Origin of the sequence: Arthrobacter oryzae (assembly GCF_031454875.1) — a bacterium.
Taxonomy (GTDB): Bacteria; Actinomycetota; Actinomycetes; order Actinomycetales; family Micrococcaceae; genus Arthrobacter; species Arthrobacter oryzae_D.
The window spans coordinates 217,810-243,658 of sequence record NZ_JAVDRQ010000005.1 but is presented as its reverse complement, the minus strand read 5'-3'; the positions used below and the strand labels follow the sequence as shown (position 1 = coordinate 243,658).

Genomic DNA, 25,849 nt, shown 5'->3' with positions numbered 1-25,849 from the left:
CTCCGGCCGGCTTGCCACTCGCTCGTTCGTCACGGCAGGATTCCCCACCGCTCCGCCATGAAGTTAAGGGCAGCAGGAAGACCGTTGGAAGCCGCCTCCCAGGAATGACCCGTGTTGGCCACCGGCTGGGCCTGGACGGTGAAGCCGGCCTGTCGCGCGGCACCGGAAAGTTCCTCCATATAGGCGATGAACTCGGGATCCCTGGAACCGGCACCGAAGTACACGGCATGGCCATCGAAGCGCGTCTTTCGCATGATGTTCAAGGGAGTCTGCGCATCAAAGGCCGCCACGTCGCCGCCGAACGCCGCCTCAACTGTCTTGTGCCGCTCCTTGGCAAGCGCCGGTTCACGCTCGCTGGAAAAGGCGAGGACAGAGGCGTAGACGTCCGGATGCCGGGTTCCCATCTGCAGTGCACACGTCGCTCCGAAGGAGAATCCCCCGGCGGCCCACCTGCCGTGGTCCGCATCAACGTCCAGGTTCTGTTCAATCCACTGCGGCACGTCCCGGGACAGGAATGTGTCGGCCCGGGCGATGCGGCTGTCCATGCACAGTGTATTGGCCGACGCCGAACCGTTCGGGTCCACCACAACGATGACGGGCGCAACACCGTCGTGCTCCGCTGCGAACCGATCCATCCGGCTGCGCAGGGCCCCTCCAGTGAGCCAGTCCGACGGACCGCCGGGCTGACCGGAAAAGAGGACAAGGACGGGAAGGGCAGGGCGGGGTGTGGCCTGGTAAGCGGGAGGCAGATAGACGTATGCCTCGCGGCTGCTGAAGCCCGACACGGAGCCGGGGATCTCCGCCTTGCGCAGCACTCCGCCCGAGGGCATTCCGTCCGGTGCCCGCCAGTCTCCCAGGGAGATGGGGGGTGCTGCCGCGGGCTGGCGCTTTAACGCGGATTCGAGCGGCTGGATCCTGGCCACCGCCGTGCCCATAACGTCACTGACCGTGTGGTTGAGGCCAAAGTAGGCATTGATCTGGACGGCGGCGAGCAGGAACACTCCGAGCATGGCAGCTGTCACGGCAGTCCTCCCCCGCCACGCACCGCGCCCCGCTTGAGGGGATGGCCGGCGGAGCCTCCAGAGCCGGAGCGCCCAGAGGAACAGGGCAAAGACCACTGCCACAAACCATGCGAGCACCTCGCGCGGGAGTTCTTCGGGCAGGGTTGAAAATGCATAAATGAGCAGCCAGTGCACCGCGGCCACAACCCCGACGGACAGCAGGAGGGCAGCGGCTGCGCTCAGGATCCAGCGGCGTCCGCGGGACCACAACAGCCAGCCGAACCCGGCGGCTCCGGCGGCCCAGGCAATCCAGAGCACAGGTCCGTCGGTCAGGTGAATGTCAGATATGAAGTCCACTGGCGTTAGCGCCAGGTGCCGACACCGATGACCGGGCCGGCCTCCAGCCACGATGACAGGCCCGTGTAGGCGTCAAACTTCATAGCCAGCAGAACTTCCTGACCCTCATAGTGAAGCTCCACGATAACGGAATCAGGCTGCACCTTGACGAGTTCCGCCTCGGTGGGCTTGCGGCGCCCCACGAGTTCCAGCGAACTGCGGCGGAAAGTGTATTTGGGGCGGACACTCAGCGAGAGCAGCTTGAACCACTCAAGGTCGTTGTCCTGATAACGACAAACCCCCATCTGCCAGCTTTTTCCAGCCGTGCAAATGGAGGCGTCCACTGTGCCCAGGGCACGCCGCAGGTTAAAGCGGCGTACCCCGGACAGGCACAGTGCAAAAATCAGCAACGCAAAGGCGGTTGCCAACGCGATGAACGGAAAACCGGGATCGTTCATCAAGGTAGTGCTAGCGGATCCCCGCAGTAGCCGCGTCACCCAATTGGGCGTTGTCAGCAACAATGACGACCCTGTTGTTGTCGACGGAGAAGAATCCGCCGTCGACCACTACAGCAATGCGGTCACCGGAAACAGGCTCAATGGCCAGCTCACCTTCGGCCAGAATCGCCAGCAGGGGCGAGTGGCCGGGCAGGATTCCGATTTCACCATCGCTGGTGCGGGCCTTGACCATCTTGGCCGCTCCGGACCACACGAAGTGATCCGCTGCGACAATCTCAACCTCAAGCTCAGCCATATTACTTGGTCTGTTCCTGGATCTTGGCCCACTGGCGCTCAACGTCATCGAGGCCACCGACGTTGAAGAACGCCTGCTCTGCAACGTGGTCGAGCTCGCCGTCGCAGATGGCGGTGAAGCCCTCAACCGTGTCCTTGATGGAAACGGTGGAGCCTTCCACGCCGGTGAACTGCTTGGCGGTGTAGGTGTTCTGGGAGAGGAACTGCTGGATGCGGCGTGCACGCGACACGACGATCTTGTCCTCTTCCGACAGTTCGTCAACACCGAGGATGGCGATGATGTCCTGGAGTTCCTTGTTCTTCTGCAGGATCTGCTTCACACGGACAGCCGTGTTGTAGTGGTCCTTGCCGATGTACTGGGGGTCCAGGATTCGGGAAGTCGACGTCAGCGGATCCACAGCCGGGTACAGACCACGGGAGGCGATTTCACGGGAAAGTTCCGTGGTCGCGTCGAGGTGTGCGAAGGTGGTGGCCGGTGCCGGGTCGGTGTAGTCATCCGCGGGAACGTAGATGGCCTGCATCGAGGTGATGGAGTGGCCCTTGGTGGACGTGATGCGCTCCTGGAGGAGGCCCATCTCGTCAGCAAGGTTCGGCTGGTAACCCACGGCGGAAGGCATGCGGCCGAGAAGGGTGGAAACCTCGGAACCTGCCTGCGTGAAGCGGAAGATGTTGTCGATGAAGAGCAGCACGTCCTGGTTCTGCACATCGCGGAAGTACTCCGCCATGGTCAGTGCGGACAGTGCAACGCGCAGACGCGTTCCCGGCGGCTCATCCATCTGGCCGAACACAAGGGCGGTGTCCTTGAGGACGCCTGCCTCTTCCATTTCAACCCAGAGGTCGTTACCTTCACGGGTACGCTCGCCGACGCCGGCGAACACCGAGGTGCCGCCGAAGTTGCGGGCAACACGGGTGATCATTTCCTGGATCAGCACGGTCTTGCCCACACCGGCGCCACCGAACAGGCCGATCTTTCCACCCTTGATGTACGGGGTGAGGAGGTCGATCACCTTGATGCCGGTTTCCAGCATCTCGGTGGAGCCTTCGAGGGTCGCGAAGGCCGGGGCCTTGCGGTGGATGGCCCAGTGGTCCGACGCCTGGATCTCGGACTCGTCAACATCCAGCGGCTTGCCGAGGACGTTGAAGATGTGGCCCTTGACGCCGTCGCCGACGGGCACGGTGATGGGCGAGCCCGTGTCCACTACGTTGGTGCCGCGGACGAGTCCGTCGGTAGCCTGCAGGGAGATGGCGCGAATGAGGTTGTCACCCAGGTGCAGGGCAACCTCGAACGTGATGGTCTTGGTCTCACCATTGAGAGTAATCTCCGTGGTGAGTGCGTTGTAAATCGAGGGGATTGCGTCAGCCGGGAATTCGACGTCGACAACCGGGCCAATAACACGTGCAATACGGCCGGTTGCACCGGACGTTGCGGCTACGTGTTCGGTAGCGGTGGCAGTCATCTCTCTCACTTCACTCAGTAGATGGCGTGGGGGTTAAGTTTATCTTTGGTGCAGGTACAGCTGGATCCGGAACCGTGCTGGCTAGGACGCGTTCAAGGCGTCGGCGCCGGCCACAATTTCGGAAAGCTCCTGCGTAATTTCAGCCTGGCGGGCAGTGTTGCGCAGACGCGTGTACTTCTTGATGAGGTCCGTGGCGTTGTCGCCGGCGGACTTCATCGCCCGCTGACGGGCTGCGAGCTCGGAAGCTGCTGCCTGCAACATTGCGGCGAAGATGCGTGATTCGATGTAGCGCGGCAGCAGGGCATCGAGGACCTGCTCCGCCTCCGGCTCGAATTCGTAGAGCGGCAGGAGGTCCGATTCGGACTGCGCCTGCTCTTCAACGACCTCGAGGGGAAGAAGACGGATAACCGTCGGTTCCTGCGTCACCATGGACTTGAAGCGGGTGTAGACAACGTGGATCTCGTCCACGCCATCCTCTTCATATGCGGTGGCAAAATCCTCCAGCAGTGCTGCGCCGATTTCCTGCGCGGTTGCAAACTCCGGCGCGTCCGTATTGCCGGTCCACACCTTGGCGTAAGGACGGTTGCGGAAGTCGAAGTACGCCTGGGCCTTGCGGCCGAGAACGTACGTCTTGACTTCCTTGCCTTCCTCTCGAAGCAGCTCGGTGAGGCCTTCCGCCTGCTTGAGCACGCTTGCCGAGTAGGAACCTGCAAGGCCGCGGTCCGAGGTGATGACCAGGACAGCGGCGCGCCGGATCTGCTCGGGCTCAGTGACCAGCGGGTGGTCGATTTCGCTCTGGCTTGCGACAGCAGAAACGGCACGCGTAATCGCGTTTGCGTAAGGCAGTGAAGCCGCTACGCGTGCGCGGGCCTTGCCGATGCGCGAGGTAGCGATCAGTTCCATCGCCTTGAAGATCTTGCGCATCGACGTCGTCGAGCTGATCTTCTGGCGGTAGACCCGAATCTGGGCTCCCATACTTATCCTTTCCTAAGATCCCGGTGGCCGGGACTGCCGGAACCCGTCGGGGTCCCGGCAGTCCCTGCCAGCGAAACTAGCGCTTCTGCTTGACGATTTTTTCCTGGTCGACCTGCTGCTCGTCGATGGGGGCGTGCTCCTCGTGCCCCGCGCCGACCAGGTAGCTGTCGCCCTCGCCGAAGAAGCCCTTCTTGAAGGCCACGATCGAGGTCTTCAGTGCTTCCGCAGTGTCATCGTCCATAACGTTGGTCTGTGCCAGCGTGGTCAGGATGGAGGACTTGTGCTTCAGGTGCTCCAGGAACTCGGTCTCGAAGCGGTTGATGTCCTCAACCGGAACGTCGTCCAAGTAGCCGTTGGTACCGGCCCAAATCGACACAACCTGGTTCTCAACCGGGAACGGCGAGTACTGGCCCTGCTTGAGCAGTTCCATCAGGCGTGCACCACGGGTCAGCTGCTGACGCGATGCGGCGTCGAGGTCCGACGCGAACATTGCGAATGCCTGCATGTCGCGGTACTGAGCCAGTTCAAGCTTCAAGGTACCGGAGACCTTCTTCATGGACTTGACCTGCGCTGCACCACCCACGCGGGACACGGAGACACCCACGTCGACGGCGGGACGCTGGTTGGCGTTGAAGAGGTCCGACTGCAGGAAGATCTGGCCATCGGTAATGGAGATCACGTTGGTCGGGATGTACGCGGACACGTCGTTCGCCTTGGTCTCGATGAGCGGCAGACCGGTCATCGAACCGGCACCGAGCTCGTCGGAGAGCTTGGCACAACGCTCCAGCAGGCGGGAGTGCAAGTAGAAGACGTCGCCCGGGTAGGCTTCGCGTCCCGGCGGGCGGCGGAGCAGCAGCGACACTGCACGGTAAGCCTCAGCCTGCTTGGACAGGTCATCAAACACGATGAGGACGTGCTTGCCGCCGTACATCCAGTGCTGGCCGATAGCCGAACCGGCGTAGGGGGCCAGGTACTTGAAGCCTGCGGGGTCGGACGCCGGGGAAGCCACGATGGTGGTGTATTCCAGGGCGCCGTTGTCCTCGAGCGTCTGGCGGACAGCCGCGATGGTGGACGCCTTCTGGCCGATGGCCACGTAGATGCAGCGCACCTGCTTGGTGACATCTCCGGAAGCCCAGTTGGCCTTCTGGTTGATGATCGTGTCGATGGCAATTGCCGACTTGCCGGTCTGGCGGTCACCGATGATCAGCTGACGCTGGCCGCGGCCGATCGGGATCATGGCGTCGATAGCCTTCAGACCGGTCTGCATCGGCTCGTGAACCGACTTGCGCTGCGTCACGCCGGGCGCCTGGAGTTCCAGTGCACGGGTGGTTTCAGCCTTGATTTCGCCGAGGTCGTCGATCGGCTGGCCCAGCGGGTCAACCACGCGGCCGAGGAAGGCGTCGCCGACCGGCACGGACAGAACCTGACCGGTGCGGTGGACTTCCTGGCCCTCTTCGATGCCGGTGAAGTCACCGAGGATAATGACACCGATTTCGCGGACGTCGAGGTTCTGGGCCAGGCCCAGCGTGCCGTCTTCGAAACGAAGCAACTCGTTCGCCATGACCGAGGGAAGGCCCTCAACACGGGCGATGCCGTCACCTGCGGTGGTCACACGGCCGACCTCTACGCGCTCTGCGTTTCCGGGTTCGTAGGACGCCGCGAACTCGTTCAACGCAATACGGACGTCGTCGGCGTTGATGGTCAATTCGGCCATCTGCAGTCCCTGCTCTCCTGTTTTCGTGATCATCGTTGTCACGATGACCGGGGTTTCTATCAGTTAAGTTGTGCTTGTCCGGTTAGCCGGCAAGCTGACGCTGGAGCTGGCCCAGGCGGGTGATTACGGAAGCGTCAACCACTTCGTCACCAACCTGGATCCGGATGCCACCGATCAGTGCCGGGTCAACGTTCATGTTGATCTTGAGCTCGCGCCCGTACAGGGCGTTCAGCCCTGCCTGCAGCCGGCTGATCTGCGTCTCCGTCAGCGGACGGGTGACGCTGACCGTTGCGATCCAGCGCTGCTGGCGCTTGGCTGCAAGTTCTGCGAAACGTCGCACAAGGTTGGTCACCTTGAGGCCGCGCGGCTGCGAAACTGCCTGTCCTATGAGGACTTTCGCTTCCTCGCTCGCATTGGGAACGAGCTTTTCGGCGAGGGCAGTCTTTGCAGCCGGGCTCGCCTGCGGCTCGGACAGAGCACGCTGTACCTCGTGGCTGGAATCCACGGCCTGGTTGAAGGCGAACAGATCGTTCTCCAGCGCTTCCAGTCCGGTGATTCCTGAGGCAGAGACGGCAGACCTGTTCTCAGCAACGGCAATTACCACCGAAGCGGCAAGAGTCTCGAGTGCATCGCCGATATCCCGAGCCGAGGCCCAGCGTGAACCGGCCAGTCCGCTCGCGATTTCCGCAGCATCAGTAGAGACTTTCCCACTGAAGAGCTGCCTGACCAGCGCCGACTTTTCGTCACCGCTGCGGGACGGGTCAGTCAGGGCGCGGCGCAAGCCAGCCGAGCTGTCCACCGTTCCCAGGATTCCGAAGAGTTCCTTAGCCAACTGCAGCGAAGCGAAGGGAAGCTTGGCTTCCAACGCCACCAGCGCCGCGGTCAGCGATTCGCTCGATACACCTGCCATTACTTAGCTGCACCTGCGTTCTGGTTCTCCAGATCTGCCAGGAAGCGGTCAACCACACGGGCTGCACGCGCGTCATCGCTGAGTGACTCGCCAACGATGCGGCTCGCCAGCGTGGTGGCCAGCGTGCCGACCTCCGTGCGCAGCGACACAACAGCCGCCTGGCGCTCGGATTCGATCTGCGCGTGGGCGTGGGCGGTGATGCGGGCAGACTCTGCAGCTGCCTTTTCCTTCAGGTCCGCCAGGATCTGAGCGCCTTCGGCACGGGCTTCCTCGCGGATGCGGTTGGCTTCTGCCCGGGCGTCGGTGAGCTGCTGCTTGTACTCTTCGAGTGCAGCAGAAGCCTCCGCCTGGGCCTTTTCAGCCTTGGCGATGCCACCTTCGATAGCCTCGGCACGCTCCGCGAACGTCTTCTCGAACATCGGGACAACGAACTTGACCACGATGTAAAAGAGGACAGCAAAGCCGGCCAGGACCACGCCCATTTCCCATACGTTGGGAACGAGCGGATTAGTCGGCTCGGCGCCTTCGGTGGCGGCTGAGATGATCATCTGATTCATATTTCACCCGTCCTTATCTACTCGGTTCTGGATGTTCGATAGTTCTGACGATTAAGAAAGAACGAAAGCGAAGACCAGGCCGAGGATGGCGAGTGCTTCAGTCAGCGCAAGGCCGAGGAACGCGATCGGCTGCAGGACGCGCTGGGCTTCCGGCTGACGTGCCACACCATTGATGTAAGCCGCGAACACGAGACCCACACCGATACCACCGCCGATAGCGGAGAGGCCGTAGCCGATGAGGTTGAGGGAGCCGTTGATGGAGCCTTCCATTTTTCTTCCTTTCAAGATGCCACCCGTGTGGCAGGTTGTTTGGGTTGCTTCATCCCCGCGAAGGGGAAGTTTGTGGGAGCCTAGTGGCTGTCCGCGTGCAGAGCGCCTTCAATGTAGATGGCAGTCAGCAGCGTGAAAACGTAAGCCTGCAGCGCCATGATCAGCGCTTCCAGCATGTACATGGCGATGGCGCCGGCGAGCACCAGTACGGAGGTGCCCTTGAGGAGGATGTTCTCCTGCATGACGAGGTACTCGATGCCGGATCCGGCGATCATCACGATGAGGTGACCGGCCAGCATGGTGGCGAACAGACGGAGGCTGTGCGTCACGGGCCGGACCAGGAAGTTGGAGATGATCTCGATCGGAATAACGATCGGGAGGATGTACACCGGCACGCCCGAAGGAACCGTAGCCAGCTTGAAGTACTTGAGCCCGTTCTTCTTGACGCCGATGGCGATCCAGGTGAAGTAGACGATGCCGGCAAGCACATAGGCGCCGCCAACGTGCGAGAAGCTCGGGAGCTGGATCAGCGGAATGGCGCCGTAGATGTTGTTCACCAGGATGAAGAAGAAGAGGCTGAACAACAGCGGGACGTACTTAATGAAGTCCTTGCCGCCAATGATGTCCTTGGCGATGCTGTTGCGGACGAAGCCGTAGGCGGCCTCACCTGCAAACTGCAGTTTGCCTGGAACAAGCTGCTGCTTCCGCGCAGCTAGCAGAAAGAATGTAGCGATAATGACGACCGACAGGATAACCAGCAGCATCTGCTTGGAGAATCCGTCTGCCACACCCCACGGCAGGATTGCCGGCAGGTGCATTTCTTCAATTCCAGGAGGATTGAACTCTCCTGAATCTTGGGCCGGGAGCGCAAGCGCGATCAACGCGTTTCCTCTCTGCAGTGTCCATCATTGGGCGTTGGTGAGGGTGGGGCGACCATCATGTCCGCCCTTCCCCTTGTGAAATTGTTTGGCATTACTGTTCCTCGTCCTTGGACGGGCCGCTGGCTGCACCGTCTTCACCAGGTGACGTTCTGTTACTGGTGAGTCCGTGCATATGAGAAAGATAGAACCCTCCCGCAGCTCCAAGCAGAGCGCCTGCGAGCACAATCCAGCGGGTTCCCCACAGATAATCCAGACCCCACCCTATCAAACTCCAGACGATGATTCCGCCAATTATGTAGCTAAAGACGGCGATGCCGGCGTTGTATCCGCCGTCCCCGCCGTCGGCTGATACACCGGGCGAACCGGAGGTGGAATTGGGGATTTGACGCACGTTTTTTCGCTTGGAATTACGGCTGCTCATCATGGCCGTCTTTCACGGGGTCGGGGTCGTTATAGATGCGGAGTCGGGCCTTGCTGAAACCGTAGATCTCGGCGGCCTGCCAGAACACGACGCAGGCAACGGCTCCGATCAGGAACCAGCGGTCGTGGAGCCAGGCAGGCGCTCCGAAGACAAAGAGCACCACGGCAAAGCCGACGACTTTGACGAAGTACGTAACGACAAAGACCCCGATGGCGCCCGACGGGTTGTTCCGGCCGACAAAATGGCCAACCAGGAGGCTGATGCCGAAGAAGGCCATCACCAGGAGGCCGCCGAAAGTGCTGGACAGCACTCCCCCGGCGCCGTTGAGGATGGCAGCGGGGATCCCGGCGAGGACAAGACCGGCCAGCCCGGCGCCGCTGCTCAGGATCAGCAGGCGCAGCCACAGCGAATTTGTGGGGCCGGAGACACCAACGGGTCCGTTGCCGGATCTGGGTCCGGGTTCGGCGTTGGAGGTCATGAGATCCCAATCGTCGTGTACTGCGCGCTGGCAAGGGTGGGTGCGGCGAATAGCTGCACTCGAATTCTACATGAGATAGAAATTATTCCGAAAAGAGACTCCAACGCTCAATCCTGCCCCGCCGCTTCCGCCTCGGCTTCCGACTCTGCCACCGACCTGGGGCCCGGTTTCGGGGCCTTGTCCCGAAGGTACGGCCACGCGGTCACCACGGCCATGACGGCGGCCGCCGCCACGTCGGCGGCAAGCACCACCTGCCACGGGAAGATCGCAAAAGCCAAGCCGCCGAACGCCAGGATGCACGTCCACATGTACATCAGGAGCACCGCGGTCCGGTGGGAGTAACCGATGTCCATCAGCTTGTGATGGAGGTGTCCGCGGTCGGCGGACCACGGCGAACGGCCCAGTGCTGTCCGCCGCACCACAGCCAGGCAAAGATCCAGCAGCGGGAGGAACAGGACCGCGAACGGCAGGAGGATCGGGATGATTGTCGGGATACCGTTGGCGCGGTCGTAGAGCCCGGACGTGATCTGGCCGGTTGACACGATGCCCGCGGAGGCCAGGAGAAGGCCGATCAGCATGGCGCCGGAGTCGCCCATGAAGATTTTTGACGGGAACCAGTTGTGCGGCAGGAAGCCCACGCAGCTGCCCACCACCACCGCTGTGAGGAGCGTCGCGAGATCCGACTTGTCCAGCACGTCGGAATTGCGGTGCACCCAGTAGGCGGTCAGGAAGAACGCTGCGCCGCCGATGATGGCAACACCGGCGGCCAACCCGTCAAGGCCGTCGATGAAGTTGAAGGCGTTCATGGTGGTCACGATCAGCCCGGCGGTGAGGACTATGCTCACAATCTCGTTCTCGAGAATGATCGGTTCGGGGACGAACGGAACAATGGCCATCCGGACGCCCCAGATGGCCACCACCATGGCTGCGGCGCTCTGCCCGATCAGCTTCACCCACCACCGCAGGTCCAGCAGGTCGTCGGCGAGTCCCACGATGACGATCAGCGTGGCGCCGGCAAGGACTCCCCACGGGGAGGCGTTGCCGCGAAAGATGTCCTTGACGAAGAATGACTGGCTGGCAACACACAGCGCCACCAGGAATCCCGCATAAATGCCCAGGCCTCCCAGCCTGGAGACCTTGTGCGAGTGCGTGTCGCGGCTGCGGATCGGCGAAAACAGTTCAAGCCTGTTGCCGATCAGGCGTGCGCCCCAGGTTGCGCCGTAAGACACGATGGCCGCCGTCAGCATCATGAGCAGGTACATGATCATGGGGAGGACACCTTCCCCGTGCCGTCAGCGGAGCCAGCCCTGGGCAGCGTGGATCCCTGCGGCCGGGTCAATGCCTGGCGGCTGGGATAGCTCGGGCGGGATTGCTGTGGAACTGACTTTCGATAAATGAAACTTCTCCGTCGCCGTGCGCGCGGCAGGCAGTGCGTAGTGCCTGACAGGGCTGTATTACAGTGGACTCTAGTCAAGATACTAATGCCAACGGCTTGCTGGCTTCGCGTCACACGGCCCAATGCCGGCGGGAAATCCACCGGCGGCCGTGTTGAAAGGAACCAGCAATGTCCATGTCGGTTGCAGTTGCTGCCGTGACGTTTGACCGTCCCCGTGAGCTCGCCGTTCTGCTGAATGCCATCAACAGGCAGACCGCGCCCGTCCGTTCCATCTGCCTCGTGGACAGCGGCACGGTGCCCGCCAATGACGTGGCAGCAGAGCACTCCAATGTGGACTATGTCCGCTCCGAGGCGAATCTGGGCGGCGCCGGCGGCTTCTCCCTGGCCATCCTCAAAGCGGTGGCCAGCGGCGCTGACTGGATCTGGATGATGGACGACGACGCCGAGCCCGGTGACCCGGAATGCCTCGCCACGCTGCTCCGCGAGGCTGAGTCGCGCGGACTGGATGCCGTGGTCCCCCTGGTGGCAGCGCCCGGACACCCTGACCGGCTGTCCTTTTTCTTCCGGCTCGACGGCAAAGTGACGCACGACCGCGCGGAAGTGGAGAAACTCGGCTTCCTGCCCGATGACGGTCACTTCTTCAACGGCGCGCTCATCCGTTCGGACGTTTTCTTCAAGGTGGGCCTGCCGGACATGCGGCTTTTCATCCGCGGCGACGAGGTGGACTTCACCATCAGGCTCCGCAAGGCGGGTATCCGGTTCGGCACGGTAACGACGACGGCGATCACGCACCCGCACGCTTTTGCCGAGACCAAGCATGTCTTCGGCGCACGGTGGCACGTCATCGTTCCCGAAACCGCCTTCAAGCGCTATTACTACTACCGGAACCGCGGGTATCTGATCCGCCGCCACTTCCGGGTGAAGTCCCTGGTGGCGGACGTGGGCGGCTACCTTGGCTACTTCCTGCGTCGCGGCGATTTCCGCGGCCTGGCTGACTGGTTCCGGGCATTTTCCACCGGACTGCGTGGCAAGGGGTTCGCTCCCCTGAAAGACCAGAAGTTCTAAACCCGGCATTCCAGCCCGCTGGACTCGGGCCCGGCGACGGGACGTCCTAGCGGTTTGACGTCAGGCGTCGCCGGATCAGGAGCCCCAAAAGCACCCATGGTTCGCCGAACACGCGGTAGGCAACCCTGCGCGGGTGCAGCAGGAGCCGCCACGCCCATTCCAGGCCCATGCGTCCGAGCCAGCGCGGTGCCAGCTTCTGGATTCCGGCAATCTGTTCGATCGCTCCGCCCACTGCGCAGTACACGGCAGGGGGAAGGGCGCCCAGTTGCCGCCGGAGAACCATCTCCTGCAGGGGCATGCCGAGGCCGATCAGCACGAGCTGCGGGCGAAGCCCCGCCAGCCAGGCGACAGCCTGCCCCTCAATTTCGTCGTTCCAGCCTTCGCCGGGCATGCCGGCGACCTTGGCATTCGGCGCAATCTCCGCCAAGCGCGCCACGGCCCTGGCATTGGCCTCCGCTCCGGCGCCGATCACGGCAATCCGTTCAAGTCCTTCGACATCGCCCAGCGCCGGGATCCAGTCGGTGGAGCCCAGACGGTAATCCATGACCGGCCCCTCCGTGTCCCCCGACCTTCCCCACAGCCACAGGACCGGGGCACCGTCGAGGAGCACAACATCGCTGTCCTCGTAGAGTGCGCGGAAGTCCGGATCCGAATGGAAGAGGGTCACGCTGTGCAGGTTATGGCCCACCACGGTGCGCGTGACGCCTTCAGCGACAAAGCGGTTCAGCGCCGCGGTCATCTGAGGAACGGTAAGTGGTGTCGCGTCCACGCCAAGGACGGGGATGCGCTGCCGCGTCATGATCATTCGGCGCCGGTTCCCGCCGCCGGCTCGCGGTCAGGTGCCGGCTCAGCTTCCGGGGTGTCGGCCGCATTGCCGTCAACATCCAGGATGCCCGGGACGATTTCGCGAAGCCGCTCCAGACTGAGGGCGCCCTGGCGGACCACCCGGAGAGGGAGGGAGGTGGCGTCGACGATCGTGGACGGCAGGGCCTCCGCGGCCTCGCCGCCCGCCGGCCGCAGTCCGCCTTCGAGATAGACCTCCACCGATTCCGCGAGCTGGTTCATGGCGTCGGCCGCGGTCCGTGCGGCGGGCTGGCCGGTGCGGTTCGCGGAGGATACCGCCAAGGGACCGGTCAGCGTCAGCAGGTCCTGCGCTACGTCATCCGCCGGCATCCGCAGCGCCACGGTGCCCTTGGTTTCACCCAGGTCCCAGTCCAGCGACGGCTGCGCGTGGAAAATCATGGTGAGGCCGCCCGGCCAGAAGGCCTCGGCCAGCTTGCGGGCTTCTGCCGGCACCTCGGTTGCCAGCCCGTCCAAGGCATTGAGCCTCGGGATCAGGACGGGCGGCGGCATCTTCCGGCTGCGGCCCTTCGAGGCGAGCAGCATGGTGACGGCCTGCGGCGAGAAGGCGTCCGCGGCGATTCCATAAACCGTGTCTGTCGGGAACACTACGCATTTGTGTTCGCGGATGGCCCGTTGGGCATGCTCAAGGCCTTCAGCCCGCTGGTCAGCTGCCGTGCAGTCATAGGTTGTGGTCACTGGCCTATTCTTTCATCACTTCATGCACTCATTTGTGCCGTTTACGGGTCGGACGGTTCCTTGAGGACCGCGCTGGTGGCACGCTCCTTGCCGTTGAGGTCCAGATGTGTTGTCACGTCGGACCACCGGCCGGATTTCTTCAGCATGGCTGCGATCCACGTTGCCTGGACTTCGGCGTGTTCCATCACAAAGTAGCCGCGGGGAACCAGCAGCCGGGCAGCAGACGCCGCCGCCGCCGTCGGAAGTTCCATTCCGTCCGCTCCCCCGCCGTACAGGGCTTCGGGCGGGTCGTGCAGGGCCACCTCGGGTTCATTGGGGACCGCTTCCGCAGGAATGTACGGCGGATTCGAAACCACGACGTCGAACGTTCCGTTGTGTTCCGGCAGCGCATCGCGCAGGTCCCCGCGCACCAGCCTGACGCCCAAAGGCGCCAGGTTCCGGGACGCCCAGGCGTGTGCGAATTCGCTGAACTCCACTGCGTAGACTTCCGCGCCGGGTACTTCATGCGCGATGGAGCCGGCAATCGCACCGGAGCCGGTGCCCAGGTCCACCACCTTCGGGTCGGCGGTGCCCTGAACCCGTTTCCGGTCCTCAAGCCAGTCAATGACCAGCTGGACCACGGACTCGGTCTCCGGGCGGGGAATGAACACGCCCGGACCCACGGCGAGCTGCAGGTAGCGGAAGTGGGACACCCCGGTAATGTGCTGCAGCGGGACGCGCCGCACGCGCTCCGCCACCAGCTCGGCATAGCCGTCCGGCTCCGGGGAATCACCCAGGAGCATGGCGCGCAGCCGGCCCAGCCCGACGCCAAGGAGGTGGTCGGCCAACAGTTCCGCGTCCACGCGCGGACTGGGAACTCCGGCGTCGGCAAGCAGTGCCGTTGCTTCGCGGACGGCTTCCGCCAGGCTCAGTCCTGTTCCAAGTGTCATCAAGGGACCGGCCGGGGACTATTCGCCGATGGCGTCCAGGCGGGCCTGTTCGTCCATCTCGATCGCCGACTGGATCACGGGCTCAAGGTCGCCGTTCATGACCTGGTCAAGGTTGTAGGCCTTGTAACCGGTGCGGTGGTCCGCAATCCGGTTTTCCGGGTAGTTGTACGTACGGATCCGCTCCGACCGGTCCATGGTGCGGATCTGGGACTTCCGCTGGGCGGAGTTCTCGGCGTCGATCTGTTCCTGCTGGTGCGCCAGGATGCGGGCTCGCAGGACGCGCATGCCGGCTTCACGGTTCTGCAGCTGGGACTTCTCGTTCTGCATGGCCACCACGATGCCGGTGGGAAGGTGGGTAATGCGGACGGCGGAGTCCGTGGTGTTAACCGACTGTCCGCCGGGTCCCGAGGACCGGTAGACGTCGATCTTGAGATCGTTCTGGTTGATTTCGAGTTCCTCGGGCTCGTCCACTTCGGGAAGTACCAGCACGCCGGCCGCCGAGGTGTGGATGCGGCCCTGCGATTCCGTCACGGGCACGCGCTGCACCCGGTGCACGCCGCCTTCAAACTTGAGCCGCGCGTAGACGCCTTCGGCCGGATCGTTGGAGCTGCCCTTGACGGCCATCTGGACGTCCTTGTAGCCGCCGAGGTCCGATTCGGTGGCGGAAATGAGTTCGGTCTTCCAGCCGCGGGACTCCGCATAGCGGGTGTACATGCGCAGCAGGTCGCCGGCGAACAGGGCAGCCTCATCGCCGCCTTCACCGCCCTTGACCTCAAGGATCACATTGCGGGCATCGTCCGGATCGCGGGGAATCAACAGGCGCCGCAGCTTGGCCGAAGCAGTCTCCAGGGCGGCTTCCAGTTCAGGAACCTCCGCAGCAAACTCAGGATCCTCGGCAGCCATCTCCTTCGCAGCAGCAAGATCATCCTGGATGGCATGCCACTTGTGGTACGCCTCCACAATGCCGTTCAACTGAGCAGAACGCCGCCCGAGCTTCCGGGCAAGCTTCTGGTCAGCATAAACAGCAGGATCCCCGAGCTGCGCCTGGATAGAGTCATGCTCATCCAACAGGCCCTGTACGGACTCAAACATTTTCAAAACCTCTTTCGACTCTTTCAAGTCTAGTTACGCGACGGCGAAGGTGGGTAAACCGAGAAGGCGGCCAGACTGAAGAGCCGTTCGGTTTTGCCGCCCCGGGAGTGGCATCGGGCCTGCCGGAGCTGGGTGGCTGACGATCGTAGATCGCCAGCCACCCAGCGTAGGGGCGGGGGCGGCAAAACCGAACGGCGAAGGCGGGGGCGGAATCCCGTACGGCGAACCGTAAAGAGTCCCGACACCCCGCCTTTGACTTAGCTATTTGTCGTTATCCGACTTCGCACCAAGCGTCGTCTTCTGGACCTGCATGAGGAACTCGACGTTGCTCTGGGTCTCCCGGATCTTATTGGTCAGCAGCTCAAGGCTCTGCTGCGTTTCGAGTCCGGAGAGGACGCGGCGCAGCTTCCACATGATCTTGACTTCCTCGGGGGAAAGCAGGTTTTCCTCACGGCGGGTACCGGACGCGTTGACGTCCACGGCCGGGAAGATGCGCTTGTCCGCGAGCTGGCGGGACAGGCGCAGTTCCATGTTGCCGGTGCCCTTGAACTCTTCGAAGATGACCTCGTCCATCTTGGAGCCGGTCTCAACGAGAGCGGTTGCCAGGATGGTGAGGGAGCCACCGTTTTCGATGTTGCGGGCTGCACCGAAGAAGCGCTTCGGCGGGTACAGCGCTGCGGAGTCGACGCCACCGGACAGGATACGGCCGGAAGCCGGTGCTGCCAGGTTGTAGGCGCGGCCCAGGCGGGTCATGGAGTCGAGGAGCACCACAACGTCCATGCCCATTTCCACGAGGCGCTTGGCGCGTTCGATGGAGAGCTCGGCCACGGTGGTGTGGTCGTCGGCAGGACGGTCGAAGGTGGAGGCAATGACCTCGCCCTTCACGGTGCGCTGCATGTCCGTGACTTCTTCGGGACGTTCGTCAACGAGCACCATCATGAGGTGGACCTCAGGATTGTTGGTGGTGATGGCGTTGGCGATGGACTGCAGGATGAGCGTCTTGCCGGCCTTCGGCGGCGAGACGATCAGGCCGCGCTGGCCCTTGCCGATCGGGGCAACCAGGTCGATGACGCGGGGGCCGATCTTCTTGGGGTCCGTCTCGAGGCGCAGGCGCTCGGAGGGGTACAGCGGGACGAGCTTGGCGAACTCGACGCGGTCCTTGAGCTCTTCCGGTGTCTTGCCGTTTACAGACGTGACGCGGACCAGGGCGTTGAACTTCTGGCGGGCCGACTGCTGGCTACGGTCTTCGCCGTCACGCGGTGCACGGATGGCGCCGACAACGGCGTCGCCCTTGCGCAGGTTGTACTTCTTGACCTGGGCGAGGGACACGTACACGTCGTTCGGACCCGGCAGGTAGCCGGAGGTGCGGATGAACGCGTAGTTTTCCAGCACGTCCAGGATGCCTGCAACGGGCAGCAGGACGTCGTCCTCGGTGACCTCGACGTCGTCGACGTCCGGACCCTGGGCGCGTCCACGACGGCGGTCGTTACGGTCGCGGAAGCGGTCGTTGCGCGAGTTGTCCCGGCTATCCCGGCTGTCCCGGCTGTCCTGGCCGCCGGTTCGGTCGTTGCGGTCACGGCGGTTGCGGCGGTTACGGCGGCTTCCTCCGTCTGAGTCATCGCTTTCGCGGGTGTCTTCCCGGCGGGTTTCACGCGCACCGGAAGTGTCCCCGCCGTCGCGGCCGCCACGGGTGCGGGTGGCCTGGCGTTCGCTGCGCTGACCGGCTTCGGCAACTTCGCCGCCCTGGTCCGCACCGCGCTGCTCAGTGCGCTGTTCACCGCCACGCTGTTCGCGCTGTTCAGTGCGCTGTTCACCGCCACGCTGTTCGGTGCGCTGTTCACGCTGCTCGGCAGGGGCCTCTGCCGGGGCTTCAGCTTCGGCGGGGGCCTGGGCTGCCGCTTCGCCGCGGCGGCGGTTGCGGGTGCGGGGCTGGCGGCGCTCTGCGGCTTCCGGCGCAGCACCCTCGGACACGGCGGCCTGGCCGGCTTCAGGAGCAGACGGCGCGGCGGGAGCCTCGCTGGGTGCAGCTTCCGGAGCAGGGGCTTCGGTGGCAGGCGTGGTCACGACGCCGTCACTGCCGGCGCGGCGGCTGCGGCCACGGCGGGCACGGGTGCCTTCCGCGGCGGGAGCCTCAGCGGTTTCAGCCGCAGGGGCAGCAGCCGGTGCGGTTGCCCGTGACGAGATGGTCTCGCCGGTCTTCTCAGCGCCCTTGGCCGGAGCCTTGGTGGCTGGAGTGCCCGCACGATGAGCGGAAATGGCGGTCACCAGATCGCCTTTGCGCATGCGGGATCCGCCGGAAATACCCAGCTGGCTGGCGAGAGCCTGCAGCTGGGCGAGCTTGAGGCCGGCAAGGCCGCTGCTCTTGGCGGGTGCTGCCGACAAATCGGTAGCAGAAGATGATATGTCCACAGCTGGAGACAGCTCAGTGGTTTCGGTCACGAAGGATCCTTCCCCCTCGACGGCGTCCAGACTGGGAGCTGGACGCGATGATTTGATCTGGGCTGCAGTTCAGATCTACAGCCGTATTTCGGCCTTGCCGGATGGAATTCGGCCAGCAGGGCCGGATACTGATACACCTCGACATTCCAACAAGAGACCGGAATGGCGGACTGACGCTTCAGGGGTGCAGAGTGATTCTGCAGATTCCTGCGACAGACCTAGCAGGCGGCACCGGAGACTATTGCGCAGTTGAAATTCAGAGCAGCAAACGATTAGACAGGCGCCATGGCCAACATCGGATTCTTTTGACTGCGGGTTCTGATTCTTTGAACTAACTGCCTGCGGGATTACCGCCGGTGCACTCCCACTTTAGCACCTTCGACGTCCACCGCCAGCTTCATCACGCGCCAGCCAACATCCGGCGTGTTTGCCTGGGTGTAGGCGCTAATGAAGTCCACTACCGCGGCGGCCTCGTCTTCGCCGTTGGCCAGCACCAGCACGGTGGGTCCCGCGCCGGAAACAACGGCTGCATGCCCGGTGCGGCGCAGGGCACGGATCAGTTCGGCACTGGGGCGCATGGCCTCCGCGCGGTAGCTCTGGTGGAGGTAGTCCTCCGTGCCGGCTAGCAGGAATTCAGGCTTGCTGGTGAGGGCATGGATGAGCAGCGCCGCCCGGCCGGAGTTCATTGCCGCCGCATGATGGCCTACCGACGCCGGCAGGAGCGCGCGGGCCGCTTCGGTAGCAAGCTCGTAGTCCGGCACGGCGACGACCGGAATCACCGAGTCCGCCACGGTGGCGCAAGTGCTGCTGTACTGGTCACTGTCCTGCCATGACAGCGCCAGCCCGCCGAATATGGCCGGTGCGACGTTGTCAGGGTGTCCTTCCATTTCGCTCGTGAGCTGCAGGATCCAGTCCTTGCCCCGGCGGGAAGACTCCGGAACCAGCGCATTGGCGGCGGTCACCGCGGCCACAACGGCGGAAGCCGAGGAGCCCAGGCCGCGGCCGTGCGGGTTCACGTTGTCGGCAGTGATCCGGAGGCCTGCGTGCCGGAAGCCCAGCCGGTGCAGCGCCTCGGTAATGGCCTTGACCACAAGGTGGCTCGCGTCGCGAGGGAGCGTCTCCGCACCTTCGCCGCTCAGTTCGAACTGCAGCTCCCCGCTGCCCAGGGTTTCCACGGTCAGGGTGTCGTGCAGCGAAAGGGCGAGGCCCAGGCTGTCATATCCCGGGCCGAGGTTGGCGCTGGTGGCCGGGACGCGCACGGTCACCAGCTGCCCGGCCGGGACTGCCGGCGTACCCGCGGCAGACTCGGCCGGGACTGTAAGGGTGGTTTCCAAGGCTACTTTTCTTCCAGGCCAAGCTCGGCGGCCACGGTGACCACATCGTTGGACACCTTGACGGGCTGAACATCGCTGCCGTCCTCGGTGCGCAGCGCCCACTGCGGATCCTTCAGGCCATGGCCGGTCACCGTAATCACGATGGTCTTGCCCGCGGGTACCTCGCCCGCCGCGTGCTTCTTGATCAGACCGGCAACGCCGGCGGCGGAACCGGGCTCGACGAAGACGCCTTCGCGGGCGGAGAGCCAGCGGTGGGCGTCCAGGATTTCCTCGTCTGTTACGGAGTCGATGAATCCGCCGGATTCGTCACGGGCCTCGATGGCGCCGTCCCAGGAAGCAGGGTTGCCGATCCGGATGGCCGTGGCGATGGTGTCCGGCTCCGTGATGGGGTGGCCGGCCACGAAAGGGGCCGCGCCGGCGGCCTGGAAGCCCCACATCTGCGGTGTCCTGGTGGACACCGCTGGAAGCGTCCCGGCCGTCTCGGACTCGAACGGCGCAGAGTATTCCTTGTAGCCCTTCCAGTACGCAGTGATGTTTCCGGCGTTGCCCACCGGCAGGACATGGATGTCGGGTGCATCACCGAGCGCATCGACGATCTCGAAGGCACCGGTCTTCTGGCCCTGGATGCGGGCGGGGTTCACCGAGTTCACCAGGAACACGGGGTAGGACTCGCCGAGCTTGCGGGCGATGTCCAGGCAGTTGTCGAAGTTCCCGTCCACCTGCAGCAGCGTCGCACCGTGCGCGATGGCCTGGCTGAGCTTGCCCATGGAGATCTTGCCTTCGGGAACCAGCACCGCACACTTCAGCCCGGCAGCCGTGGCATATGCGGCGGCGGACGCCGACGTGTTCCCGGTGGAGGCGCACACGACGGCCTGCGCGCCGGAGGCCACCGCTGCGGTCATGGCCATGGTCATCCCGCGGTCCTTGAAGGAACCGGTCGGGTTCATGCCTTCTACCTTGAGGTACACGGTGGAGCCGGTCAGCTCGGACAGCTTCTGCGCGTGGACCAGCGGCGTGCCGCCCTCACCGAGGGTAATGACCTTGGTGCTCTCCGTTACGGGCAAACGATCAGCGTATTCGCGGATGACACCGCGCCATTGGTGAGCCACTTAGACTCCTTCTACCCGAAGAACGGATGTAACGGAATTGATAACGTCGAGGCCCTTCACGGCCTGGACGGTCGCTGCCAGTGCAGCTTCGGTTGCGCGGTGGGTGACGATCCGCAGTTCGGCCGATTCCACGTTGGAGTCGGCGTCGCGGTGGATGGTCTGGCGCATGATCTCGATGGACACGCCGTGTTCGGCGAACAGGTGGGCGATCTGTGCCAGCACGCCCGGCTGGTCGGCGACGTCGAGGCCGATGTAGTAGCTCGTGTTGACGGCGTCGATGGGCAGCGCGGGAACGTGGCCGATGGTGGTCTCGGTCTGCGCGGGTCCGCCCAGGACGATACGGCGGGCGGCGGAGACGAGGTCGCCCAGGACAGCCGACGCCGTCGGGGTTCCGCCGGCGCCCTGGCCGTAGAACATCAGCTCGCCGGCGTTCTCGGCTTCGACGAACACGGCGTTGAAGGCTCCGTGTACGGCCGCCAGAGGGTGCTCACGCGGCAGCAGCGTGGGGTGAACGCGGACGGAGACGCCCTCGCTGCCGTCGGCGGCGGTCAGTTTTTCCGCGATGGCCAGCAGCTTGATGACGAACCCGGCGTCCTTGGCCGCGGCAATGTCCGCCGCGCTGACTTCGGTGATGCCTTCGCAGTGGACGTTCTCAAGGTCGAACCGGGTGTGGAAGGACAGCGAGGCGAGGATGGTCGCCTTTGCAGCGGCGTCCAGGCCTCCGACGTCGGCGGTGGGATCGGCCTCGGCGTAGCCAAGGCGCTGCGCCTCCGCGAGGGCGTCGGCGAACTGCGCACCGGTGGTATCCATCTGGTCAAGGATGAAGTTGGTGGTGCCGTTGACGATGCCGAGCACCCGGGTAATGCGGTCGCCGGAGAGGCTGTCGCGGATGGGGCGCAGGATGGGGATGGCGCCGGCTACTGCTGCTTCGTAGGACAGCTGGACGCCGGCCTTGTCTGCCGCCTCGTAAAGGGTCGGACCGTCCTGGGCCAGGAGCGCCTTGTTTCCGGTGACCACGCAGGCGCCGTTCTCGATGGCGGCGAGGATCAGGGAACGGGCAGGCTCGATGCCGCCCATCAGTTCGATGACGAGGTCGGCATCCTTGACCAGGGTGTCCGCGTCAGTGGTGAACAGTTCCCGTGGCAGCTCAACGTCGCGGGGCGCGTCGATGGTGCGCACGGCGATGCCGGTCAGTTCCAGGCGTGCTCCGGCGCGGGCGGCCAGCGCGTCGGCGTCATCAGTCAGAATCCGCGCCACCTGGGCCCCAACGTTGCCACAGCCCAGCAGGGCCACCTTCAGGGTTCGCAATTCAGTCATTCAGACTCCCATGTCGCGGTTCAGCAGATCTTGTTCGGTTTCCCCGCGGACAATCAGCCGGGCTGATCCGTCGCGCACAGCGACAACGCCCGGCCGGGCCAGATAGTTGTAGTTGCTTGACAGGGCCCAGCAGTACGCGCCGGTCCCCGGTACAGCGAGCAGATCACCGGCTGCCACGTCCTCGGGCAGATATACATCTCTAACAACTATGTCGCCGCTCTCGCAATGTTTGCCCACTACGCGGGACAGCTGCGGCGCCGCGTCGGAGGTCCTCGACGCCACAATTGCCGAATAATCCGCGTCATAAAGCACCGGACGGGCGTTGTCGCTCATTCCGCCGTCCACCGACACATAGCGGCGGGGATGCGTAACGGTTCCCTCCGCAGCACCGGCATTTTCGCCGGTTGCATCGGCTGGAGCGTCCACGCGGACGGTCTTGAGGGTTCCCACTTCGTAGAGCGTGAAGGTGGTGCTGCCCACGATGGCGCGCCCCGGCTCAATGGAGATCCGCGGAGCGGTGATGCCCAGTTCGGCGCAGGTGGAACGTACGACGGCGGCCATCGCCTGTGCGATCTCGGCCGGCGGGCGCGGTGTGTCCACCGGCGTGTAGGCAATGCCGTATCCGCCGCCGAGGTCCAGTTCGGGCAGGACGATGGAGTATTTCTGCTGCATCGCGGCGAGGAAATTGAGCAGTTTCACCGCGGCCAGCGCGAAGCCGTCCGGTTCGAAGATCTGCGAGCCGATGTGGCAGTGCAGGCCAAGGAGTTCAATGCTGTGGTAGCTTGTGGCCGCGGCCACGGCTTCCTCGGCGGCGGACAGCCCGGCCTGGTCGGTGGAATCCTCCGCCATGGAGAGGCCGAACTTCTGATCCTCGTGGGCGGTGGCAATGAATTCGTGCGTGTGCGCATGCACGCCGGGGGTGAGCCGCAGCATCACCTTGGCGGTTTCACCGCGGTCCGAGGCGATCTTCGCAACGCGCTCCAGCTCCGCGATGCTGTCCACCACAATCCGGCCCAGCTTCATGTCCAGCGCACGGTGGATCTCGCCGTCGGACTTGTTGTTACCGTGCAGGGCGACGTCCGCCCCCGGGATGCCGGCGCGGTCGGCGACCGCGAGCTCTCCGCCGGAGGCGGTGTCCAGCCGCAGGCCTTCTTCCTCCACCCACCGGACGACGGCGGTGCATAGGAAGGACTTACCGGCGTAGTAGACATCCACTCCCCCGCAGATGTCGGCGAAGGCGTCATTGAAGGCGTCGCTGAAGGCCCGGGCGCGTGCCCTGAAGTCGTTCTCGCTCATCACAAACAGCGGCGTACCGAACTGGCGCCGAAGCTCGCTGACCGGAATGCCGTCTATGGCGAGTTCGCCGGCGTCGTTCCGGGCGACGCCAGCGGCCCACATGGACTCATGGAGCGCGTTGAGGTCTGCCGGGACGGCAAGCCACTCCGGTGCCAGCGGCGATGCGTGGTTCAAGGAATTCCCGGGCTGTCCTGACATGGGGATCACATCCGTTCCGGCGCCGAAACGCCAAGCAGTTCGAGTCCGTTGGCCAGCACTTGGCTGGTGGCGTCGTTGAGCCACAGCCGCGTGCGGTTGACGTCGGTGATGGGCTCATCGCCCTGCGGCGCGACGCGGCAGGCGTCATACCAGCGGTGGTAGGCACCTGCGATGACTTCCAGGTGGCGGGCCACCCGGTGCGGTTCGCGCAGCTCGGCGGCTTTGGCCACGATGGACGGGTAGCTGCCCAGGTAGGACAGCAGTTCGTTCTCGGTGGCGTGGTCCAGGAGTGCCGCGTTGAACACGTCCTTCCCGTCAACGCTGCGTTCCACTCCGGCCGCCACCGCATTGCGGGCGGTGCCGCGGGAGCGTGCGTGGGCGTACTGGACGTAGAACACGGGGTTCTCGTTGCTGTGCTTCTTGAGGAGCTCGGGATCCAGGGTGAGCGGGGAGTCTGCGGGGAACCGTGCCAGCGAGTAGCGGACGGCGTCCTTGCCCAGCCAGGAGATGAGGTCCTTGAGTTCGATGATGTTGCCGGCCCGTTTGGACAGCTTGGCACCGTTCACCGACACGAGCTGGCCGATGAGCACCTCGATGTTGGCCTCGGGATCGTCGCCGGCGGCCGCTGCGATCGCCTTGAGCCGGTGGATGTAGCCGTGGTGGTCCGCGCCCAGCAGGTAGATTTTCTGGTCGAAGCCGCGGTCCTTCTTGGAGAGGTAGTAGGCGGCGTCCGCGGCGAAATACGTCGGTTCGCCGTTCGCGCGGATCATCACGCGGTCCTTGTCGTCGCCGAAGTCCGTGGTACGCAGCCAGACGGCACCGCCGTCGTCGAACACGTGGCCCTGCTCGCGAAGGCGCGCGACGGCGCTTTCGATGGCGCCGGCGTCGTGCAGTTCCTGCTCGGAGAAGTAGACGTCGAAGGCGACGCCGAAGTCGGCGAGGGTGTCCTTGATGTCCTTCATCTGGGCTTTGTAGGCCGCGCCGCGGATGACCGGCAGCGCCGCCACGTCCGTCAGCTCGCGGATGTCCGGGTGTTCGGTCAGGACGTGGTGGCCCAGGTCGGAAATGTACTGGCCCGGGTAGCCGCCCTCCGGAACCCCGCGGCCGTGCAGCCGGGACAGTACCGAATGGGCGAAGACGTTCATCTGCGAGCCGGCGTCGTTGATGTAGTACTCGGCGGTGACCTTGGCGCCGGAGGCCCGGAGCACACGGGCGATGGAGTCACCCAGCGCAGCCCAGCGGGTGTGGCCGATGTGCAGCGGCCCGGTGGGGTTGGCGGAGACGAATTCCATGTTGACCACGTGGCCGGCGAGCGCCGAGTTGGTGCCGTACTCCGGTCCGGCTTCGACGATGGCCTTGGCGAGCGCCCCCGCTGCGGCGGCGTCGACGGTGATGTTCAGGAAGCCGGGTCCGGCGATGTCAACGGCCGACACGCCGTCGATCGTCTTCAGCCGGGCGCTGAGGATGGTGGCGAATTCCCGCGGATTGGTGCCCGCCTGCTTTGCGAGCTGGAGGGCGATGTTGGTTGCCCAGTCGCCGTGGTCCCTGTTCTTGGGCCGCTCCACGCGCACCTCGTCCGGCACGGCTGATGCGGAAAGAGCAATTTCACCGGTGGTGACGGCATCTTTCAGGCAGGCGGATATGGCGAGGGAGAGTTCTTCGGGAGTCACCCTTCTAGCCTACCGGTGGCCTGCGAAAGCGGCGGAATCGGGGCCATGCCATGACGCTGCGGAGGCGCACGGAAATTCATGGGTTTCGTCACAGCATGAACCATTACGCTGATTCCAACGTTGTCCATCCTGTAACGGCCTGACTGAACCCGGCCACTCCGGTGCCCGGGTTCAGTCAGGATGTTGGTCAGCACGCATCCATACGCAACTACACGAAACGAGTCCCTGCATGAGCTTCCCGGTACGCAAGAGCGTTTTCGTCGGCCTTGCCGGCATGTCCCTGATCGGAACCGTCGCCGGCTGTGCACCCTCCGCCCAGGCACCCGCGGCCCAGTCCCCTGCCGCCTCCACCGGCTCGGCAACCAGCAGTGCACCGATCGCCAGTACGGGCGCCTCGACATCTGCCGCGTCCGGCTACAAGGACGGCACCTACAGCGCCGACGGAAACTATGTCTCCCCCAACGGCACGGAAACCGTGGGCGTTGAGCTGACCCTCGCCGGCGGAACGGTGTCCGACGTCAACATCACGCAGCATCCCTCCAACCCCAACACGCGTAAATTCCAGGGCGAGTTCGCCGGCGGAATCAAGGCGCAGATCGTGGGCAAGAAGCTGGATGAGCTGAACGTCTCCAAGGTTGCCGGCTCCTCGCTGACCAGCGGCGGCTTCAACGAGGCCGTGGAGAAGATCAAGTCCGAAGCCCAGTAGCGCGGCG

25 protein-coding genes are annotated in these 25,849 nt (G+C 64.2%); 2 read left to right on the top strand and 23 right to left on the bottom strand.

All coding sequences use genetic code 11. The features are described 5' to 3' along the window. Positions 1–29: 29 nt before the first annotated feature. From J2805_RS11095 to J2805_RS11035, 13 genes are all read right to left on the bottom strand, one after another. Complete coding sequence (locus J2805_RS11095; RefSeq protein ID WP_309976039.1) at positions 30–1,358, bottom strand: alpha/beta hydrolase; 1,329 nt, start codon at positions 1,356–1,358, stop codon at positions 30–32. 5 nt (positions 1,359–1,363) lie between these two features. After that, entirely contained in the window at positions 1,364–1,795 is a 432-nt protein-coding gene (locus J2805_RS11090; RefSeq protein ID WP_307046273.1) for a DUF2550 domain-containing protein, read from the bottom strand. A 10-nt stretch (positions 1,796–1,805) separates the two neighbouring features. After that, entirely contained in the window at positions 1,806–2,090 is a 285-nt protein-coding gene (locus J2805_RS11085) for a F0F1 ATP synthase subunit epsilon (RefSeq protein WP_190989724.1), read from the bottom strand. A gap of 1 nt (position 2,091) precedes the next feature. Further along, on the bottom strand, positions 2,092–3,546 hold the full coding sequence (atpD, locus tag J2805_RS11080; RefSeq protein WP_011692446.1) for a F0F1 ATP synthase subunit beta: 1,455 nt from the start codon (positions 3,544–3,546) through the stop codon (positions 2,092–2,094). Between the two features lie 81 nt (positions 3,547–3,627). Then, positions 3,628–4,521: a F0F1 ATP synthase subunit gamma gene (locus J2805_RS11075; RefSeq protein WP_309976035.1), complete on the bottom strand. Its 894-nt coding sequence runs from the start codon at positions 4,519–4,521 to the stop codon at positions 3,628–3,630. 76 nt (positions 4,522–4,597) lie between these two features. Further along, the gene (gene atpA / locus J2805_RS11070; RefSeq protein ID WP_309976319.1) at positions 4,598–6,235 is read right to left on the bottom strand and encodes a F0F1 ATP synthase subunit alpha; all 1,638 of its coding nucleotides are present in this window, start codon (positions 6,233–6,235) and stop codon (positions 4,598–4,600) included. An 82-nt stretch (positions 6,236–6,317) separates the two neighbouring features. Next, complete coding sequence (locus J2805_RS11065) at positions 6,318–7,145, bottom strand: F0F1 ATP synthase subunit delta (protein WP_309976033.1); 828 nt, start codon at positions 7,143–7,145, stop codon at positions 6,318–6,320. Continuing rightward, positions 7,145–7,702, bottom strand: a complete 558-nt coding sequence (locus J2805_RS11060) for a F0F1 ATP synthase subunit B (RefSeq protein ID WP_309976032.1) — start codon at positions 7,700–7,702, stop codon at positions 7,145–7,147. The genes J2805_RS11065 and J2805_RS11060 overlap by 1 nt, the downstream gene beginning before the upstream one ends. Before the next feature lie 51 nt (positions 7,703–7,753). Beyond that, a complete protein-coding gene (atpE, locus tag J2805_RS11055) occupies positions 7,754–7,972 on the bottom strand; it encodes an ATP synthase F0 subunit C (RefSeq protein ID WP_011692451.1) in 219 nt (72 codons plus the stop codon). An 80-nt stretch (positions 7,973–8,052) separates the two neighbouring features. Then, on the bottom strand, positions 8,053–8,853 hold the full coding sequence (gene atpB / locus J2805_RS11050) for a F0F1 ATP synthase subunit A (RefSeq protein WP_309976030.1): 801 nt from the start codon (positions 8,851–8,853) through the stop codon (positions 8,053–8,055). A 91-nt stretch (positions 8,854–8,944) separates the two neighbouring features. After that, positions 8,945–9,274 (bottom strand): hypothetical protein, encoded by a 330-nt coding sequence (locus J2805_RS11045; RefSeq protein WP_309976317.1) that lies wholly within the window; start codon positions 9,272–9,274, stop codon positions 8,945–8,947. Further along, positions 9,261–9,752, bottom strand: coding sequence for a hypothetical protein (locus J2805_RS11040; RefSeq protein ID WP_309976028.1), 492 nt, complete (start codon positions 9,750–9,752; stop codon positions 9,261–9,263). Before J2805_RS11040 ends, J2805_RS11045 begins: the two co-directional genes overlap by 14 nt. Positions 9,753–9,859: 107 nt before the next feature. Further along, positions 9,860–11,020 (bottom strand): MraY family glycosyltransferase, encoded by a 1,161-nt coding sequence (locus tag J2805_RS11035; RefSeq protein WP_309976026.1) that lies wholly within the window; start codon positions 11,018–11,020, stop codon positions 9,860–9,862. 296 nt (positions 11,021–11,316) lie between these two features. On the opposite strand from J2805_RS11035, the gene J2805_RS11030 reads away from it, so the two are divergent. Then, complete coding sequence (locus tag J2805_RS11030; protein ID WP_309976024.1) at positions 11,317–12,213, top strand: glycosyltransferase; 897 nt, start codon at positions 11,317–11,319, stop codon at positions 12,211–12,213. 46 nt (positions 12,214–12,259) lie between these two features. Here the strand turns inward: J2805_RS11030 and J2805_RS11025 are convergent, their stop codons facing one another. The 10 genes from J2805_RS11025 to argS form a co-directional block, all read right to left on the bottom strand. Continuing rightward, positions 12,260–13,018 (bottom strand): WecB/TagA/CpsF family glycosyltransferase, encoded by a 759-nt coding sequence (locus J2805_RS11025; protein ID WP_309976022.1) that lies wholly within the window; start codon positions 13,016–13,018, stop codon positions 12,260–12,262. Further along, positions 13,015–13,752: an L-threonylcarbamoyladenylate synthase gene (locus J2805_RS11020; RefSeq protein ID WP_309976021.1), complete on the bottom strand. Its 738-nt coding sequence runs from the start codon at positions 13,750–13,752 to the stop codon at positions 13,015–13,017. Before J2805_RS11020 ends, J2805_RS11025 begins: the two co-directional genes overlap by 4 nt. A 41-nt stretch (positions 13,753–13,793) precedes the next feature. Then, positions 13,794–14,681, bottom strand: coding sequence for a peptide chain release factor N(5)-glutamine methyltransferase (prmC, locus tag J2805_RS11015; protein ID WP_309976019.1), 888 nt, complete (start codon positions 14,679–14,681; stop codon positions 13,794–13,796). An 18-nt stretch (positions 14,682–14,699) separates the two neighbouring features. Beyond that, on the bottom strand, positions 14,700–15,773 hold the full coding sequence (prfA, locus tag J2805_RS11010; RefSeq protein ID WP_309976017.1) for a peptide chain release factor 1: 1,074 nt from the start codon (positions 15,771–15,773) through the stop codon (positions 14,700–14,702). 261 nt (positions 15,774–16,034) lie between these two features. Next, positions 16,035–18,212 carry a transcription termination factor Rho gene (gene rho / locus J2805_RS11005; protein WP_309976016.1) on the bottom strand — a complete coding sequence of 726 codons (2,178 nt, stop codon included), beginning with the start codon at positions 18,210–18,212 and terminating at the stop codon, positions 16,035–16,037. A 347-nt stretch (positions 18,213–18,559) separates the two neighbouring features. After that, the gene (gene thrB, locus J2805_RS11000) at positions 18,560–19,546 is read right to left on the bottom strand and encodes a homoserine kinase (RefSeq protein ID WP_309976014.1); all 987 of its coding nucleotides are present in this window, start codon (positions 19,544–19,546) and stop codon (positions 18,560–18,562) included. A gap of 2 nt (positions 19,547–19,548) precedes the next feature. Beyond that, positions 19,549–20,655, bottom strand: coding sequence for a threonine synthase (thrC, locus tag J2805_RS10995; protein WP_309976012.1), 1,107 nt, complete (start codon positions 20,653–20,655; stop codon positions 19,549–19,551). Beyond that, positions 20,656–21,972, bottom strand: a complete 1,317-nt coding sequence (locus J2805_RS10990; RefSeq protein ID WP_309976010.1) for a homoserine dehydrogenase — start codon at positions 21,970–21,972, stop codon at positions 20,656–20,658. It abuts the gene before it with no gap. After that, the gene (gene lysA / locus J2805_RS10985) at positions 21,973–23,466 is read right to left on the bottom strand and encodes a diaminopimelate decarboxylase (protein WP_309976008.1); all 1,494 of its coding nucleotides are present in this window, start codon (positions 23,464–23,466) and stop codon (positions 21,973–21,975) included. Positions 23,467–23,471: 5 nt separating this feature from the next. After that, entirely contained in the window at positions 23,472–25,136 is a 1,665-nt protein-coding gene (gene argS / locus J2805_RS10980; RefSeq protein ID WP_309976006.1) for an arginine--tRNA ligase, read from the bottom strand. A 229-nt stretch (positions 25,137–25,365) separates the two neighbouring features. Here argS and J2805_RS10975 point away from each other — a divergent pair, with 229 nt between their 5' ends. Further along, positions 25,366–25,842, top strand: a complete 477-nt coding sequence (locus tag J2805_RS10975; protein ID WP_309976004.1) for an FMN-binding protein — start codon at positions 25,366–25,368, stop codon at positions 25,840–25,842. Positions 25,843–25,849 lie beyond the last annotated feature (7 nt).

Excerpts from the sequence above, each read along its gene's own strand:
- J2805_RS11090 (WP_307046273.1), bottom strand. The coding sequence starts at position 1,795 with ATGAACGATCCCGGTTTTCCGTTCATCGCGTTGGCAACCGCCTTTGCG.
- J2805_RS11085 (WP_190989724.1), bottom strand. The coding sequence starts at position 2,090 with ATGGCTGAGCTTGAGGTTGAGATTGTCGCAGCGGATCACTTCGTGTGG.
- atpD (WP_011692446.1), bottom strand. The coding sequence starts at position 3,546 with ATGACTGCCACCGCTACCGAACACGTAGCCGCAACGTCCGGTGCAACC.
- J2805_RS11075 (WP_309976035.1), bottom strand. The coding sequence starts at position 4,521 with ATGGGAGCCCAGATTCGGGTCTACCGCCAGAAGATCAGCTCGACGACG.
- atpA (WP_309976319.1), bottom strand. The coding sequence starts at position 6,235 with ATGGCCGAATTGACCATCAACGCCGACGACGTCCGTATTGCGTTGAAC.
- J2805_RS11065 (WP_309976033.1), bottom strand. The coding sequence starts at position 7,145 with ATGGCAGGTGTATCGAGCGAATCGCTGACCGCGGCGCTGGTGGCGTTG.
- J2805_RS11060 (WP_309976032.1), bottom strand. The coding sequence starts at position 7,702 with ATGAATCAGATGATCATCTCAGCCGCCACCGAAGGCGCCGAGCCGACT.
- atpE (WP_011692451.1), bottom strand. The coding sequence starts at position 7,972 with ATGGAAGGCTCCATCAACGGCTCCCTCAACCTCATCGGCTACGGCCTC.
- J2805_RS11045 (WP_309976317.1), bottom strand. The coding sequence starts at position 9,274 with ATGAGCAGCCGTAATTCCAAGCGAAAAAACGTGCGTCAAATCCCCAAT.
- J2805_RS11040 (WP_309976028.1), bottom strand. The coding sequence starts at position 9,752 with ATGACCTCCAACGCCGAACCCGGACCCAGATCCGGCAACGGACCCGTT.
- J2805_RS11035 (WP_309976026.1), bottom strand. The coding sequence starts at position 11,020 with ATGATCATGTACCTGCTCATGATGCTGACGGCGGCCATCGTGTCTTAC.
- J2805_RS11030 (WP_309976024.1), top strand. The coding sequence starts at position 11,317 with ATGTCCATGTCGGTTGCAGTTGCTGCCGTGACGTTTGACCGTCCCCGT.
- J2805_RS11025 (WP_309976022.1), bottom strand. The coding sequence starts at position 13,018 with ATGATCATGACGCGGCAGCGCATCCCCGTCCTTGGCGTGGACGCGACA.
- prmC (WP_309976019.1), bottom strand. The coding sequence starts at position 14,681 with ATGACACTTGGAACAGGACTGAGCCTGGCGGAAGCCGTCCGCGAAGCA.
- prfA (WP_309976017.1), bottom strand. The coding sequence starts at position 15,773 with ATGTTTGAGTCCGTACAGGGCCTGTTGGATGAGCATGACTCTATCCAG.
- J2805_RS10990 (WP_309976010.1), bottom strand. The coding sequence starts at position 21,972 with ATGACTGAATTGCGAACCCTGAAGGTGGCCCTGCTGGGCTGTGGCAAC.
- lysA (WP_309976008.1), bottom strand. The coding sequence starts at position 23,466 with ATGTCAGGACAGCCCGGGAATTCCTTGAACCACGCATCGCCGCTGGCA.
- J2805_RS10975 (WP_309976004.1), top strand. The coding sequence starts at position 25,366 with ATGAGCTTCCCGGTACGCAAGAGCGTTTTCGTCGGCCTTGCCGGCATG.